The sequence below is a fragment of the Phenylobacterium sp. genome (genome assembly GCF_016793285.1).
GTDB lineage: Bacteria > Pseudomonadota > Alphaproteobacteria > Caulobacterales > Caulobacteraceae > Phenylobacterium.
In genome coordinates, this window is the sequence record NZ_JAEUMO010000052.1 from 1 (window position 1) to 14,278 (window position 14,278).

General features: G+C 70.5%; 13 protein-coding genes. 7 read left to right on the forward strand and 6 right to left on the reverse strand.

From position 1 onward, the window contains the following. Both JNL41_RS05630 and JNL41_RS05635 read left to right on the forward strand, forming a co-directional pair. Nucleotides 1-386: recombinase family protein (locus JNL41_RS05630; RefSeq protein WP_293473296.1), on the forward strand; the 386-nt coding region annotated here is incomplete at its 5' end. A gap of 418 nt (nucleotides 387-804) precedes the next feature. After that, a complete protein-coding gene (locus tag JNL41_RS05635; protein ID WP_293473297.1) occupies nucleotides 805-1,320 on the forward strand; it encodes a hypothetical protein in 516 nt (171 codons plus the stop codon). Here the strand turns inward: JNL41_RS05635 and JNL41_RS05640 are convergent. Genes JNL41_RS05640 through JNL41_RS05655 form a run of 4 tightly spaced genes read right to left on the reverse strand, consistent with a single transcriptional unit; the run spans nucleotide 1,280 to nucleotide 4,413 of the window. After that, entirely contained in the window at nucleotides 1,280-2,188 is a 909-nt protein-coding gene (locus tag JNL41_RS05640) for an SDR family NAD(P)-dependent oxidoreductase (RefSeq protein ID WP_293473298.1), read from the reverse strand. The two genes, JNL41_RS05635 and JNL41_RS05640, sit on opposite strands and share 41 nt — an antisense overlap. Next, nucleotides 2,185-2,403, reverse strand: a complete 219-nt coding sequence (locus JNL41_RS05645) for a hypothetical protein (protein ID WP_293473299.1) — start codon at nucleotides 2,401-2,403, stop codon at nucleotides 2,185-2,187. The genes JNL41_RS05640 and JNL41_RS05645 overlap by 4 nt, the downstream gene beginning before the upstream one ends. Further along, nucleotides 2,396-3,208, reverse strand: a complete 813-nt coding sequence (locus JNL41_RS05650) for an enoyl-CoA hydratase/isomerase family protein (protein WP_293473300.1) — start codon at nucleotides 3,206-3,208, stop codon at nucleotides 2,396-2,398. The genes JNL41_RS05645 and JNL41_RS05650 overlap by 8 nt, the downstream gene beginning before the upstream one ends. Continuing rightward, a complete protein-coding gene (locus JNL41_RS05655; protein WP_293473301.1) occupies nucleotides 3,205-4,413 on the reverse strand; it encodes an acetyl-CoA C-acyltransferase in 1,209 nt (402 codons plus the stop codon). The genes JNL41_RS05650 and JNL41_RS05655 overlap by 4 nt, the downstream gene beginning before the upstream one ends. Before the next feature lie 182 nt (nucleotides 4,414-4,595). Here JNL41_RS05655 and JNL41_RS05660 point away from each other — a divergent pair, with 182 nt between their 5' ends. Beyond that, entirely contained in the window at nucleotides 4,596-5,219 is a 624-nt protein-coding gene (locus tag JNL41_RS05660) for a TetR/AcrR family transcriptional regulator (protein ID WP_293473302.1), read from the forward strand. On the opposite strand, the gene JNL41_RS05665 is transcribed toward JNL41_RS05660, so the two are convergent. After that, complete coding sequence (locus JNL41_RS05665; protein ID WP_293473303.1) at nucleotides 5,216-6,799, reverse strand: class I adenylate-forming enzyme family protein; 1,584 nt, start codon at nucleotides 6,797-6,799, stop codon at nucleotides 5,216-5,218. The two genes, JNL41_RS05660 and JNL41_RS05665, sit on opposite strands and share 4 nt — an antisense overlap. A gap of 200 nt (nucleotides 6,800-6,999) precedes the next feature. On the opposite strand from JNL41_RS05665, the gene JNL41_RS05670 reads away from it, so the two are divergent. The 3 genes from JNL41_RS05670 (at nucleotide 7,000) to JNL41_RS05680 (ending at nucleotide 12,297) form a co-directional block, all read left to right on the forward strand. Beyond that, nucleotides 7,000-9,135, forward strand: coding sequence for a TonB-dependent receptor (locus tag JNL41_RS05670; RefSeq protein ID WP_293473304.1), 2,136 nt, complete (start codon nucleotides 7,000-7,002; stop codon nucleotides 9,133-9,135). 85 nt (nucleotides 9,136-9,220) lie between these two features. Then, complete coding sequence (locus JNL41_RS05675; RefSeq protein WP_293473305.1) at nucleotides 9,221-10,210, forward strand: TauD/TfdA family dioxygenase; 990 nt, start codon at nucleotides 9,221-9,223, stop codon at nucleotides 10,208-10,210. Further along, entirely contained in the window at nucleotides 10,207-12,297 is a 2,091-nt protein-coding gene (locus JNL41_RS05680) for a CoA transferase (protein WP_293473306.1), read from the forward strand. Before JNL41_RS05675 ends, JNL41_RS05680 begins: the two co-directional genes overlap by 4 nt. 72 nt (nucleotides 12,298-12,369) lie before the next feature. On the opposite strand, the gene JNL41_RS05685 is transcribed toward JNL41_RS05680, so the two are convergent. Further along, nucleotides 12,370-13,155 carry an enoyl-CoA hydratase/isomerase family protein gene (locus tag JNL41_RS05685; protein WP_293473307.1) on the reverse strand — a complete coding sequence of 262 codons (786 nt, stop codon included), beginning with the start codon at nucleotides 13,153-13,155 and terminating at the stop codon, nucleotides 12,370-12,372. 87 nt (nucleotides 13,156-13,242) lie between these two features. Between JNL41_RS05685 and JNL41_RS05690 the strand changes: the two genes are divergently transcribed. Further along, nucleotides 13,243-14,103: a phytanoyl-CoA dioxygenase family protein gene (locus tag JNL41_RS05690; protein WP_293473308.1), complete on the forward strand. Its 861-nt coding sequence runs from the start codon at nucleotides 13,243-13,245 to the stop codon at nucleotides 14,101-14,103. Nucleotides 14,104-14,278: the final 175 nt, after the last annotated feature.

A 14,278-nucleotide genomic window follows, 5' to 3' on the forward strand; every position in this document is an offset into this window, starting at 1 on the left:
CTTGGTCAGTAGACCGTCTAGGACGCTCTCTGAGCGATCTGGTGGGCTTCCTGAGCGACATCCAAGCCCGAGGCTGCGACCTCTATCTGCACCAGCAGGCCATCGACACCAGTACGCCATCCGGCCGCATGCTCTTCCAGATGCTCGGGGTCTTTGCCGAATTTGAGAGGGCGATTCTAAAATCCAGAATATCGGCCGGGCTGGCACGGGCTCGCGCCAACAATGTCCGCATAGGCCGTCCGCCCATGCCAATCAGCCGTGCCGAGAAGGTCAGGAAAGCCTTGCGCGACGGTCACTCGATCCGGGCGGTAGCCGCCGCTACCGGCGTCTCCACGGCCACCGTACAGCGTGTGAAACGGTCGATGAATCCCTCGCCGAAACGATAGCGGCGGAGATCGCCCCGAGACCCTCGCGGTATGATCTACGACCGCCTCCGACTGTGACCACTCGACCGTCACAGCCATGATCCGCCTGAGAGCGTCAGAACAGGCTCAACGCCTTGTTCCACCACGCTTTACTCGAAATCATCGTTAGCAGGCGTGGGTCTACGAATCTGAGGGTCGGACGTTCGAATCGTTCCGGGCGCGCCATTTCTTCCGCTGAATCAGCGCCTTGTTTGAGGGTTGGCCGAGCCTGATCCATCGCGCATGGCCCGAGGTCGCACCGGGGTCACGAGATTCAGACGCTATCCATAGCGGTTCGTCCGTTTGCGCCGCGCTTCACGGAGCGGAACGGGAGCGCGGAAGGGTCGTTGGCTTCAGGCAGCACACAGTAGGACGTGCATAGGTTCTGCTCGGCCCGCCTGTGCTCTACCTCTCCCTGTACATCAACCAGAACAAGGCCGACTACTATCGGCTGTCGCAGGCGGTCCGCACGGACGGCGTGTGGGAGGAGTGGTTGATCTATATGCTCGACGGGATCGAGCAGACGGCGTTCCAGATGACGCGGCTCGTCCATCGCATCCGGGATCTCATGCTCGATCACAAGGTCCGGTTGAGACGACAACTTCCTCGGATCTACAGTCAGGACCTGCTGAACAACATGTTCAGCCACCCCTACAGCAAGATCGCGTTCGTCGACCGTGACCTTGGTGTCAGTCGCATCACGGCCACACGCTACCTCGACGAACTCATGCGGATCGGCTTGATGCGGAAGCTCAAGATCGGCCGCGAGAGCTACTACATGAAAACGGCTCTGCTGGACCTCCTGGGCAACGTCCCAGGCCGTCTCGATGCGCGTCCTTCAACAGATGGCCGCGCTGGTTCGAGGGCGGGCGGCGTCATCCCGCCGCGGCCGCCGCCTTGCCGACGAACTTCATGACCTGGCCGCCGCCGGTTTCGTAGAGGTGCTGGCCGCTCGTGTCGGAGATGCGGTCGACGAGGGCGGCGATGGTCTCGGGCGTGTTCTCGGCCGGCGGCAGATAGACGCCCTCGGTCTCGTGCAGGTAGGTGCGCGAGACGCCGCCCGCGGTGGCGTTGAGGATCGTGCGGCGCGGGGCGTCCTCCGACACCAGGAAGAGCGCGGTGGGCGTCACCGACTCCGGCGTCATCAGCTCGAGGATGTCGGGCGTGATCAGCGCCTCGGTCATGCGCGTCGCCGCGCCGGGACCCAGCGTGTTCACCCGGATGCCGTTCTTCTCGCCCTCGATCTGCAGCACGTTCATCAGGCCGACCAGCGCGGTCTTGGCCGCGCCGTAGTTCGACTGCCCGAAGTTGCCGTAGAGTCCGCTGGACGAGGTGGTCATCAGGATGCGGCCGTAGTTCGCCGCGCGCATGTGCGGCCAGACCGCGTGGGTGCAGGTGACCGACCCCATCAGATGCACCTCCACCACCTTGCGGAAGTCGGCCAGGCTCATCTTGGCGAAGCTCGCGTCGCGCAGGATGCCGGCATTGTTGATCAGGATGTCGACCTGGCCCCAGGCGGTCATGGCGGCGGCGACCATGTCCGCCACCTGCCCGGGGCTGGTCACGTCCGCGCCGTGGGCGATCGCCTCGCCGCCGCCGGCGCGGATCTCGGCGGCGACGCGCTCGGCCGGCTCGGAGGAGGCGCCGCCCCCATGCACGTCGCCGCCGAAGTCGTTGACGACGACGCGCGCGCCACGCGCGGCGAGGCCGAGCGCATGGCTGCGGCCGAGGCCGGCGCCGGCGCCGGTGACGATGGCCACGCGGCCGTCGAAGCGGATGCTCATCTGGGATGTCCTTGGCTGGAGGTGTCGATATCGGGGTGAGCGCGCGCGGCGAGATCCTGCAGGCCGCGGAGGCGCCCGATCCCGGCGCCGCGCCGCCGGCCGCGTCGACGCCCAGCGCCGTCCACGGCGTAGGGGATGCCGAGGAAACGGCCGATCCTGCCCTCCCGCCGGCCGACGAACAGGCCGTCGGCGATCTCCGCCTCGACGTCAGTCACCGCCGAACTCCGGCGTCCGCCGCCGAAGGAAGGCCTCGCGGCCCTCGGCGAAGTCGCGGGAGCGGCTGGTCACCAGATACTGGTCGCGGTCCATGTAGCTGGCGGCGTGCGACAGCGCATGGGCCGTGGCGTTGACCTGCTCCTTGGTCATCCGGACCGGCAGCGGCGGCAGGGCGGCCACCCGCGCCGCCCAGGCCTGCGCGGCTTCGACCGCGGCGCCGTCGGCGACCACCTCGTCGGCCAGACCCCAATCGAGACAGGTCGGCGCGTCGGTGCGCTCGCCGAAGATCACGAAGCGCTTGGCCCGGGACGGGCCGGCCAGGGCGGTCACGCGCGGCACGGTGCGCCAGCTCATGTTGACGCCCAGCGCCACCTCGGGCAGCCGCAGGAACGCCGATGCGCCCAGGATGCGGAAGTCGCACGCCAGCGCCAGCGCGCAGGCGCCGCCGACGCAGTAGCCCTCGATCGCGGCGATGGTCACGGCCTCGATCTCCTCCCAGGCCCGGCACATGTCGGGCCCGGCCATGACGACGTCGCGAGTCTCCAGCAGCGTGGGGGCCCGGATGCGGTTCTCGAAGTCGGCGACGTCCGCGCCGGCCGAGAAGAAGGTCGGCGAGCCCGACAGGATCACCGCAGAGACATCGCTGCGCCGCCGCAGGTCGTGCGCCACCTCGGTCAGCTCGCGCAGGGTGACGGCGGTCAGCGCGTTGCGGGCCTCGGGCCGGGCGAGCGAGACCTCGACCGCCGCGCCCTCGCGGCGCAGACGGATGTCCGCGTAGCCGCGGGCCAGCGGATCGGCCGTCAAGGGAAGATCTCCACCAGCCCCGCCGCGCCCATGCCCGAGCCGACGCACATGGTGACCACCCCGTAACGCGCCCCGCGGCGGCGGCCTTCCAGCAACACGTGGCCGACGCAGCGCGCCCCGGTCATGCCGTAGGGGTGGCCGACCGCGATGGCGCCGCCGTTGACGTTGTATTTCGCCGGGTCGATGCTCAGGCGGCCGCGCGAGTAGAGGCACTGGGAGGCGAAGGCTTCGTTCAGTTCCCAAAGGTCGATGTCGTCCACGGTCAGGCCGTGGCGCTCCAGCAGGCGCGGGACGGCGAACACCGGGCCGATGCCCATCTCGTCGGGCTCGCAGCCCGCGACGGCGAAGCCGCGGAAGGCGCCCAGGGGCGAGAGCCCGCGCCGCGCGGCCTCCCTGGCCTCCATCATCACCAGCGCCGCCGCGCCGTCGGCCTGCTGCGAGGCGTTGCCGGCGGTGACCGTGCGCCCCTCGGCGAAGCGCTGGCCGTTCCTGAGCACCGGCTTCAGCGCCGCCAGCGCCTCGGCGGTCGTGTCGGGGCGGTTGCACTCGTCGCTGTCCAGCACGGCGTCGACGAGCCCGACGGCGCCGGTCGCCTTGTCGGCCACGGCGCGGCGGACGGACAGGGGAACGATCTCGTCGGCGAAGAGGCCCGCGGCCTGCGCGGCGGCGGTGCGGCGCTGGGACTCCAGCGCGTAGGCGTCCTGCGCCTCGCGGGTCACGCCGTAGCGGTCGGCCACGACCTCGGCGGTCTCGATCATCGACATCCACAGATCGGGCTTCGCCGCCGCGAGATCCGGCTCCTGCAGGTGGAAGGTGTTCATGTGGCCGCCCAGTTGAACGAGCGAGATGCTCTCGACGCCGCCGGCGGCGGCCACCGGCACGTCCTCGATGCGGATCCGGCCCGCCGCGGCGGCCACCGCCTGCAGGCCCGACGAGCAGAAGCGGTTCAGCGTCACGCCCGACGTCGTGACCGGGCAGCCGGCCTTCATCGCGGCGGTGCGGGCGATGTCGTAGCCGGTGGCGCCCTCCGGATGGCCGGAGCCCACCACCACGTCCTCGATCTCGGCCGGATCGACGCCGGCGCGGGAGATCGCGTGGCTCAGGGCATGGCCCGCGTAGGTGATCGGGTGCGTGGCGTTCAGGCTGCCGCGCAGCGACTTGGCCAGCCCGGTCCGGGCCACGGAGACGATGACGGCTTCACGCAAGTTGGGATCTCCGATCAGAGACTGAACAAATGTGCAGTATGCGAGGTCAGGCTGGGACGCAAGCTTCCTGAGCTGCCGCGCAGATCCGCGATCGCTGAACGTCTCGACGCACAGGGCGCGAAAAACCTGGATTCCCGCTGAACGCTTCTCCAGAGTCGTTCGCGGTGACTGGAGGGGCGGGTTTGGTTCAGGGACAGCGGGAAAACCCGGACGGGCGCGAGCGCCTGGTGCGCACGGCGTTCGTGCTCTTCGCGGACAAGGGGTTCGACGGCGTCACCGTCCGCGACATCGCCGCCGCCTCCAGCGTCAGCGTCGGCCTGATCAACCATCACTTCGGCTCGAAGGACGGCCTGCGCGAGGCGGTGGACGAGTTCTTCATCGCCCAGTTCGAGGACGCCATCACCGGCGCCGCGCCGCAGGAGTTGAGCACGACCCAGGATCCGGCGGAGGTTATCGACGCCTGGATCGAACGCCACGCCGACGACTGGCCCACCATCGTCGCCTACTTCCGCCGCGCGCTGCTGGAGGAGAGCGACTGGGGCTTCTCGCTCTTCCAGCGCTTCTACGGTTTCGTGCAGTCGACGGTGATGCGGATGGACGCGGCCGGTCAGCTCGCGCCCGACGTCGACCGGCTCTGGCTGCCGTTCCTGATGATGTACCTGGAGATCGGCACGATGGTGTTCGATCCCTACATCAAGCGCGTGCTGGGCCGGTCGGGGTACGACCGCGAACTCTGGCAGCGGCGCCATCGGGCCTACATGACCCTGATCCGCCGCGGGACCGCGCCGCGCCGCGCGCCCGACTAGCCGGCCGCCAGCGCCTCGGCTTTCAGCGCCATCTTGTCGACCTTGCCGTTGGGCAGTCGCGGCAGCTCCGCGGCCAGGGTGAAGGTCTTCGGGATCTTGTAGTTGGCGATGCGCGATTTCAGGAACGCGCGCAGGTCGTCGGCGCTCACATCGGCGCCCGCCGCCAGCTCGACGAAGGCGTGGCCCACCTCCTGGAAGGTCGGGTGCGGCGCCGCGACCACGGCGGCGATGGCCGCGGCGGGGTGCTCGCAGATCGCCTGCTCCACCTCGACCGGATAGACGTTGTAGCCGCCGGACTTGAACATCTCCTTCAGCCGTCCGCCGAAGACGACGTTGCCGTCCTCGCGCAGCACGCCGAGGTCGCCGGTGCGCAGAAAGCCATCGGCCGTGAAGGCCGCGGCCGTCGCCTCGGGATTCCGGAAGTAGCCGCTCATCAGATAAGGGCCGCGCACCTGGATCTCGCCCAGCTCGCCGATGGGCGTCGAAGCGTTCGTCGCCGGGTCGGCGACGCGCAACTCGGCGCCGGGCAGCACCTCGCCGATGGTCTCGGACATCACCCTCAGGCTCGCGTCGGCGGCGGTGCGGGTGATGATCCCGCAGGTCTCGGTCTGCCCGTAGACGTTGGCGAGCCGCAGGCCGGGCCGGGCGAACTGTTCCAGCACCGGCTCGGGCGTGACGGCGCCGCCGAACACGATCAGGCGCGTGGCGCCCAGGCGCTCGGCCATGCCCTGCGGCTGCTGCAGCATCATGGCGAAGCCGGTGGGGGACGAGACGAGATAGGTCGGCCGCTCGCGCCGGCTGATCTCGCCGATCGCGGCGACGTCCACGCGGGGGTGGAAGATGATGTGCCCGCCCGCGGCCAGCACCGGCATGCAGAGGTTGTTGATCGCGCCCACGTGGTTGACCGGCGCGGCGCAGACGGAACTGCGCAGGCCGTCGGCGCCCATCCAGGCGAGGTTGGCCAGCGCCGAGGCGGTGATGGTCGCCTGGGACAGCATCGCGCCCTTCGGCTTCCCGGTCGTGCCCGAGGTGTAGACGATCAGCGCGATGTCTTCCGGCGCGACGGCGGCGCGGGCGGCGGACAGCCCCGCGTCGTCGACGGCGGTTCCCGACGCCAGGAAGGCTTCGAGCGACATGGCCCCCGCCGTCGGCTCACCGTGGCACACCATCCGCAGCTCAGGCGAGATCGCCGCGAGCTCGGCGCAGTAGTCGCGTCCGTCGAACGGCGACATCACCGCCGCCAGCGTCGGCTCCGCATCGTCCAGAACGTGCCCGAAGTCGCGCGCCTGATAGCGCGGATTGATCCCCAGCCAGGTCACCCCGATCGACGTCGCGGCGTGGAAGGCGATCCAGAAGTCCACCGAAGGCGCCGTCAGCATCGCGAGGCGGTCGCCGCGCCGCAGCCCCTGCGCCAGGAGAGCCCGCGCATAGCGGTCGACCTCGCGGGCCAGCTCGCCGTACGTCAGCCGCCGTTCCGCCTCGGACGTCGCCGGCGCCTGCGGGTCAGCCGTCGCCGCGCTGCGCAGCAGTTGCGCCAGCAGGCCCGGCTCATCTTCGTATTCGACCATACGCTTGTTCATCCCCGGCCGCTCAGTCTGCGAATTCGCCTGCGTCATGACAAGGCGATGCGGCCTCAACGATGCCGCTTGCCAGGAGACTGTACAAGTGTTTAGTTTGAGACAACAGAGCGAGGCGGCCCGGGATTCGGGAAATCCTCCTCGCGGAAGGAAGCGCAACTGGCCCGTCTACGAGGCCTGAGGGGGAGTCTAGGATCATGAACATGCGTGCAATTCTTCTCGCGACGTGTGCGCTCGGGCTCGTCGCGCCGGGCGTCGCGGCGGCGGCCGACGACGACGGAACCGTGGCCGAACTGGTCGTCACGGCGCAGAAGCGCGAGGAGAAGCTCATCGAGGTGCCGCTGTCGGTGCAGTCGCTGAGCGGCGAGGCGGTCGAGCGCAGCGGCGCGGCGAAGGTCTCCGACCTGACCAAGCTGATCCCCGGCGCGAGCGTCGTCTCCAGCACCACCCCCGGCTTCGAGACCATCCAGATCCGCGGCGTCAGCAGTGGCACCACCGGCGACGGCCTGGTCGGCTACTACATCGACGACACCCCGTTCGGCGTGCCCAACCTGCAGCTCACGCCGCCGGCGCGGCTGCTCGACCTCGAGCGCGTGGAAGTGATCCGCGGACCGTCCGGCACCCTGTACGGCCAGGGCTCGATGGGCGGCACGATCAAGCTCATCACCGCCAAGCCCGATCCGAACAACTTCTCCGGCAAGGCGCAGGCCGAGATCTCGGCCACCGAGGGCGGCGGGACGAACTACAACGCCGACGGCGTGGTCAACATGCCGCTGATCAAGGGCCAGCTCGCGGCGCGCCTGTCGGCCGGCTACGAGCGCCTCAGCGGCTATGCCGAGGCGCCCGAACTGCAGCGGCGCAACGTCAACGACTTCACCGGCAAGAACGCGCGCCTGACGCTGGGCTGGGAGCCGACCGACGATGTCCGGCTCACCGGCTTCGTCTGGATCATCCGCAACGACCAGGACTTCTCGAACAGCCTGACGCCGAAGAACGCGACCACCTCGGCGCTGGCGCCCACGCCGTTCAACCTGCCCGGCATCGTCGGCACCGGCGGGCGGCTGGGTTACACCGACGTCGACGCCGACATCTATTCGGCCACCCTGAACTGGTCGACGAGCATCGGCGACCTGACCGTGAACACGTCCTACGTTGATCACGAGCTCGACTTCATCACCCCGCTGCTGACCATCCTCGTCAACGAGTCGAACTTCCACACGAAGTCGTACACGAACGAGGTGCGGCTCTCCTCGAAGGCCGACAGCCCGGTACGCTGGATCGTGGGCGGCTACACCCGCAACGCCAAGATCCGCTCGGACATCTTCTACTACTCGCAGGCCACGCGGACGGCGGCGAAGACCGGCATCATCAACACGCTGGGCACGATCGACACCGACTCGTACTCGGTGTTCGGCGAGGTCTCGGCGAAGTTCTTCGGCGGGCTGGTGGAGCCGCTGTTCGGCCTGTCCTACTTCAAGGACGACCGCAGCGTGGACGGCGTCGACCGGGCCACCGGCGCGCCGCGCGTGGGCCAACTGAAGTTCGACAGCTTCAACCCGCGCTTCAACCTCAAGATAAAGCCCGCCGAGAACGGCACGGTCTACCTCAACGTCGCCAAGGGCTTCCGCTCGGGCGCGTTGCAGACGCCGGCCCAGGCCAACGCGGCCAACGTGACGCTGGGCCTCCCCGCCGGCACGATCCAGACCAGCGTGCAGCCCGACAAGCTCTGGACCTACGAGCTGGGCACGCGCTGGGAAATGGCCGACGGCCAGCTCCTGGTCGAGGGCTCGGTCTACCGCACCGACTGGGACAACGTCCTGGTCCAGTTCGCCACCGCGGCGGTCATCTCGCTGGCCAACGGCGGCGACGCCAAGATCGAGGGCGCCGACTTCGGCATGGCCTATCGGCCGGACGGCGTGAGCGGACTGACCCTCGCCGCCACCGGCAACATCCAGAACGCGCGCTTCAAGCGCGTCGTCGGCAACCTCTCGGTGGGCACGGCCATCCGCAAGGGCGGCCGCGTGCCGAACGTGCCGGAGATGAGCTTCACGGTCTCCGCCGACTACAAGCGCGAGCTGTCGGCGCTCGGCGGCCTCACGGGCACGGCCTACCTGGGCTACTCGTTCCGCGACGACGTCATCGACGCCACGGTGAAGAACCTGAAGGCCGGCGAGCTCAACGACCTCACGGTCCGGCTGGGCGTCCAGAAGGACAACTGGCGGCTCGAGGGCTTCATGCTGAACGGCCTCGACGACAAGGACCCGGTCGCGCTGGGCTCGACCGCCGTGCAGATCCTCTACCCGCGCCGCTACGGCGTGCAACTCGCCGTGAACTTCTAGGGCGTCTTCCTCCCCGTCCTAGCGTACTGGCGGTCGCGGCGAACCGAGCCGCGGCCGTCGCCTTCCCGCGCGCCGGAGTGACGACATGGCGGCCTCGGCCCTGATGAGCATCGCCGAGCAGTCGGCGCACTTCCTGGATCGCCCGCACGAGCGGGCGCCCGCGGGCGCGGTCGGGGGCGAGGCCGCCTGGCTCGGCGCCGACCTGCGCCTCCGCAACGACTGGATCGAGCGGGTGTCGCCCGGGTTCGTCGCGGCGCTGGAAGACGTGGTCGCCCGCCTGCGCGCGTCGGCCAGACCCTGGTCCGACGTCTCCGAAGCCGATGTCGAGCTGCCGGGTGAGGGCGAAACGCTGCGGCGCTGGCGCCGCGCCCTGACCCACGGCCGCGGGTTCCTGATCCTCCGCGGCCTGCCGGTGGAGCGCTGGGACCTGGCCACGCAGCACCTGGCCACAGGCGTGCTGGGCCGCCAGTTCGGGCGTCTGGGCCTGCAGAACCCCCGGGGCGACGTGATCGGCGAGGTGCGGGCCACCGGCGTGGAGAAGGTCGATCCTTTCGCCCGCCTCTACGCGACCGCCGGCGAGTTCCGGTTCCACTGCGACGCGTCGGACCTCGTCGGGCTGCTCTGCATCCGCCCGGCGGCCGAGGGCGGCGAGAGCCGGCTGGCCAGTTCGGTCAGCGTCTACAACACGCTGCTCGCCACGCGTCCCGATCTGGCCGCCAGGATGTTCGAGCCGCAGCCCTACGATCTGCGCAACGAGCAGGCCGCGGGCGGGGAGCCCTACGCAGCGTTCGCGCCCTGCGCGTTCGGGGGCGACCGGTTGCGCACGTTCTACATCTCCGACTATTTCCGCACCGTGGCCCGCCACGGCATCGAACCCGACCTCGACCTGCTCGACACCTACGACGCCATCGCCGCGTCGCCGGAGGTCGGATTGCAGTTCTACCTGCAGCCGGGCGACCTGCAGATCCTCGACAACCACACGATGCTGCACGCGCGCAGCGCCTTCCGTGACGAGCCCGGCCGCGAGCGGCTGCTGCTGCGGTTCCTCGTCTCGATGGATCGAACGGCGGCGTGACCGGACAGCCTCTCGACGGCCTGCGGGTGCTGGAGCTCGTCGACGGACCGTCGGGCGGCTTCTGCGGTCGCCAGTTCGCCGCGTGGGGCGCCGACGTCGTGATGCTGGAGCCGCCGGCCGGCGGTCCGCTGCGCCGGGCCGCGCCACGCTGGGCGAAGGCCGGCGCGCAGGGTTCGGCCGCGTTCGACGCGCTCGCCTGCGGCAAGCGCAGCGTCGCGCTGGCCGACGCCGCGGCGCTGCTGGCGGTCGCCGACGTGCTGGTCTGCGACGTGCCGGCCGGTGCGCTGAGGGCCCGGCTGGGCGGCGGCGTGGCGGACCTGCGTCGCGCCAATCCCGGCCTCGTCGTCGTGACCCTGAGCGCGTTCGGCGACCCCGACGGCGCCGGCGCCGCCGTCGCCGAACTCGAAGCCATCAGCGGCTACCTCAGCCTGAACGGCCCGGCGGCGGGCGCGCCGCTCGTCTCGCCGGCCCGCATCATGGCCCACGCCATCGGCGCCAGCGCCTTCGCCGGCGCGGTGGCGGCGCTGATCGGGCGCGAGCGGACCGGGGTCGGCGACCACGTCGCGGTCTCCGGCCTGGAGACGGTCGCGAGCTTCGTCATGTGGCTGCGCGAACAGCATCAGGATGCGCCGACGGCGCGCAACGGCGGGACGCCGGAGGGCGCGCGGCTGATCCGCTGCGCGGACGGCTTCGTCTCGGTGGCGCCGGCCGTCGCGCCGCACCTGCCGGTCTACCGCGAGGTGCTGGAGGTTCCGGAGGGCGTGGACCTCGATGGCCTGGCCGAGGGCGGGCGGCTGGAGGCGGCGGACCGCGTGGCGGCCGCGCTCGCGCCCTATGCGGCGCGCCTCAGCGTCGAGGAGGTGTTCCTGGGCCTGCAGGTGCGCGGCGTCGCGTGCGGCAAGGTGCAGTCGCTGGCCGAGGTGCTGGACGACCGCCAACTGGACGACCGCGGCTTCTTCCAGTCGCTCGCGCACCCCGACGCGGGGCCTGTCCCGCTTGCCGGCCGGCCATCGCTGATGACCGACGCCGCGCCGATCGCGCCGAGACCCGCCCCGGCGCCGGGCTCGACCGACGTGGCGAGCCTCGGCTGGACCGTCGTCCCGAGGATCCGGACGCCGGATGGACGGCCGCCGCTGGCCGGGATGCGTGTCCTCGACCTGACCCAGGCGTGGATCGGCCCGATGGCCGCGGTCGCGCTCGCCGATCTGGGCGCCGAGGTGATCAAGGTGGAGGGCGTCGCCCGGCCGGACATCTGGCGCTTCCTGGGGCAGGCGCCCGGCGAGTCCACGGCGCCCGAAAACCGAAGCTGGTACTTCAACGGCGCGAACCGCAGCAAGCTGGGGCTGGGCCTCGACCTCAGCCGGCCGGCCGGCGCGGCGGTCTTCCGGCGCATGGTCGCCGACGCCGACGTCGTCCTGGAGAACTTCACGCCCAACGTGATGGCGCGGTTCGGCCTCGACTACGCCCGGCTCGCGGTCGCGCGGCCGGACCTCATCATGACGTCGTTCAGCGGCTTCGGGGCCTTTGGCCCGCACGCCGCCTTCAAGGCCAACGGCGCCTCGATCGAGGCGCTGGCCGGATGGGACGCGCTGCACCGCGACGAGGCGGGCCGGCCGGTGCTGATGGGCGGCTACCCGGCCGACCCGATCTGCGGCCTGCAGATGATCGCCTGCACCCTGGTCGCACTCTACCGCCGCCTCCGCACCGGCCGGGGCGCGCACGTCGAGGGCTCGATGATGGAGGCCGCCAGCGGCTACGTCGGCGACGCCCTTCTGGCCGAAGCCCTCGCGCAGTCCGGCGCCGCGGTCGAGGACGACCCGCCGCCTGCGGTCCCTCGGACCGTCGCCAGCACCTGGGAGGCCCTGGCCGAGCCGCGCCTCGCCGGCTGGTTCATTCCGCTGACGTCACCGGGGCTCGGGGCGGGGAAGCACGCCGGCCGGCTGTGGCGTTTCTCTGACGCGGCGCCCCCGGTGGCCACGCCGCCGCCGCGCCTGGGCGAGCACACGCGCGCCGTGTTGGCCGGGTGGCTCACGCCGCAGGAGATCGAGACGCTGATCGCCGACGGCGTGGCGGGGTCGCTGGCCTGACGACCTCTACCCTGAACGTCATCCCGCGACTTGTTCGCGGGATGACGATCCTAAGGGGAGGGTGGGGGCCCCTCAGTTGCCGGTGAAGCTGGGCGCGCGCTTGTCGAAGAAGGCCGCGACGGCTTCCTTGTAGTCCTCGGTCAGGCTGGAGAGCAGCCACTGGTCGGCGTCCATGTGCATCACCGCGCGGTCCAGCGCGCCGACGACGTGGTTGATGCTCTTCTTGATCATCTGCACCGAGTTCGGGGGGAGGGCGGCGTAGACCTCGGCCATCTCGCGCGCGGCGGCGTCGAGGTCGGCCAGCGGCACGACCTGGTCCAGGAAACCCCAGCGCTCCAGCGTCGCCGCGTCGAACAGCCTGCCGGTCATGATCATCTGCTTGGCGCGGGCCGGCCCGACGAGATGCACGCAGATCGGCACCGCGTGCCACATCAGGTTGATGCCCAGCTTCACCTCGCCGTAGCCGACGCGGGCGTTGTCGGCGCCCACGCGGAAGTCGCAGGCCGAGGTGATGCAGCCGCCGGCGCCCGTCGCGATGCCCTGCACGGCGCAGATCGTGGGCTGCGGGATCTCCTGCATCGATCGCATGAGCTGGGCGCCGAACTCGGCGCCGCGACGGCGCATGATCATCGAGGCCCCGGCGCGTTGCGACGGCGAGGCCTGGAGGTCGGCGCCCACCGAGAAGTCCTTGCCCTCGGCGCGGAAGATCACCACCCGGGTCTGCTCGTCGTGCAGGAACTCGCGGCTGATCCGCTCCAGGTCCTGCATCATCTCCAGGGTCACGGCGTTGCGGCGCTCGGCGCGCCCGATGGTCACGGTGGCCACGTGGCCGTCGCGCGTCAGCTCGATGAAAGACACCAATCCCCTCCGTCTCGTTGCGAGAGGACAGTAGACGCGAGGCTCAGACTGAGCAAATGTTTAGTCGAACGGCTGGAGGCATTTCGGATGCGGCGGCTCACGGCGGACGATCGGGCGCAATACGAGCGGGACGGCTACCTGTGCCTCCCCGCCTGGCTGGACGACGCGTGGCTCGACCGCCTGACCGCGGTCATGGACCGCTTCGTCGAGCGCAGCCGCAGCCTCGTCGTCAGCACGCCCGACCTGCTGCTGGGCCCCGGCCACACCGCCGACCGGCCGATGCTGCGGCGCATCCCGCAGACCGTGGCGTTCGATCCGGTGTTCGAGGACTTCGGCCTGCGCGGCCCCGTGGTCGACCTGGCCGAGGACCTGCTGGGCGCCGACGTGCGCTTCCACCACTCGAAGCTGAACTTCAAGTCCGGCGGGGGCGGCGAGGAGATCCGCTGGCACCAGGACATCCCGTTCTGGCCGCATTCGAACTACGGTCCGCTGACGATCGGCGTCTACCTCTGCGACGTGGACGAGGCGATGGCCCCGATGGGCGTGTTCGCCGGCAGCCATCGCGGCCCGATCCACGCCCTGCGCGACGAGGCGGGCGCGTGGACGGGGGCGCTCAGCGACGCCGAGGCCGCGCGGCTGGAGGGCTCGGACCTGCGCTGGCTCGCGGGCCCGCGCGGCACGGTCACGATCCACAACTGCCGCGTCGTCCACGGTTCGCGGGCCAACACCTCGCCCCGGATGCGGCCGTTGCTGCTGCACACCTACGCGCCGTGCGATGCGCTGCCGCTGACACGGATCATGGACCCGGTGAAGCTGGCCAACGTCATCGTGCGCGGCGGGCCGCCGGCCTACGCGCGGTTCGACGCCGAGCCGTGCCCGATGCCGCCGGACTGGGGGGCGGGCGAATACAGCTCGATCTTCTCGGTGCAGCAGGAGAAGCTGGGATAGCGGGTTCAGGACAGCGGCCTCGCCGGGGACAACGTCCTTTCCAAGAACAACGCCCTCCCAAAGACCGACGCCCTCACCAGGAACAACGTCCTCCCCAGTGAACGTCATGGCCGGGCCTGTCCCGGCCATCCAGACGTGCAGACGTGCGGAAGCGGCCCGCGGCGGGCGCCGCTGC

Bases quoted from the DNA above. Each gene is read 5' to 3' on its own strand.
- JNL41_RS05640 (WP_293473298.1), bottom strand. From the start codon at position 2,188: ATGAGCATCCGCTTCGACGGCCGCGTGGCCATCGTCACCGGCGCCGGC.
- JNL41_RS05665 (WP_293473303.1), bottom strand. From the start codon at position 6,799: ATGAACAAGCGTATGGTCGAATACGAAGATGAGCCGGGCCTGCTGGCG.
- JNL41_RS05670 (WP_293473304.1), top strand. From the start codon at position 7,000: ATGCGTGCAATTCTTCTCGCGACGTGTGCGCTCGGGCTCGTCGCGCCG.
- JNL41_RS05675 (WP_293473305.1), top strand. From the start codon at position 9,221: ATGGCGGCCTCGGCCCTGATGAGCATCGCCGAGCAGTCGGCGCACTTC.
- JNL41_RS05690 (WP_293473308.1), top strand. From the start codon at position 13,243: ATGCGGCGGCTCACGGCGGACGATCGGGCGCAATACGAGCGGGACGGC.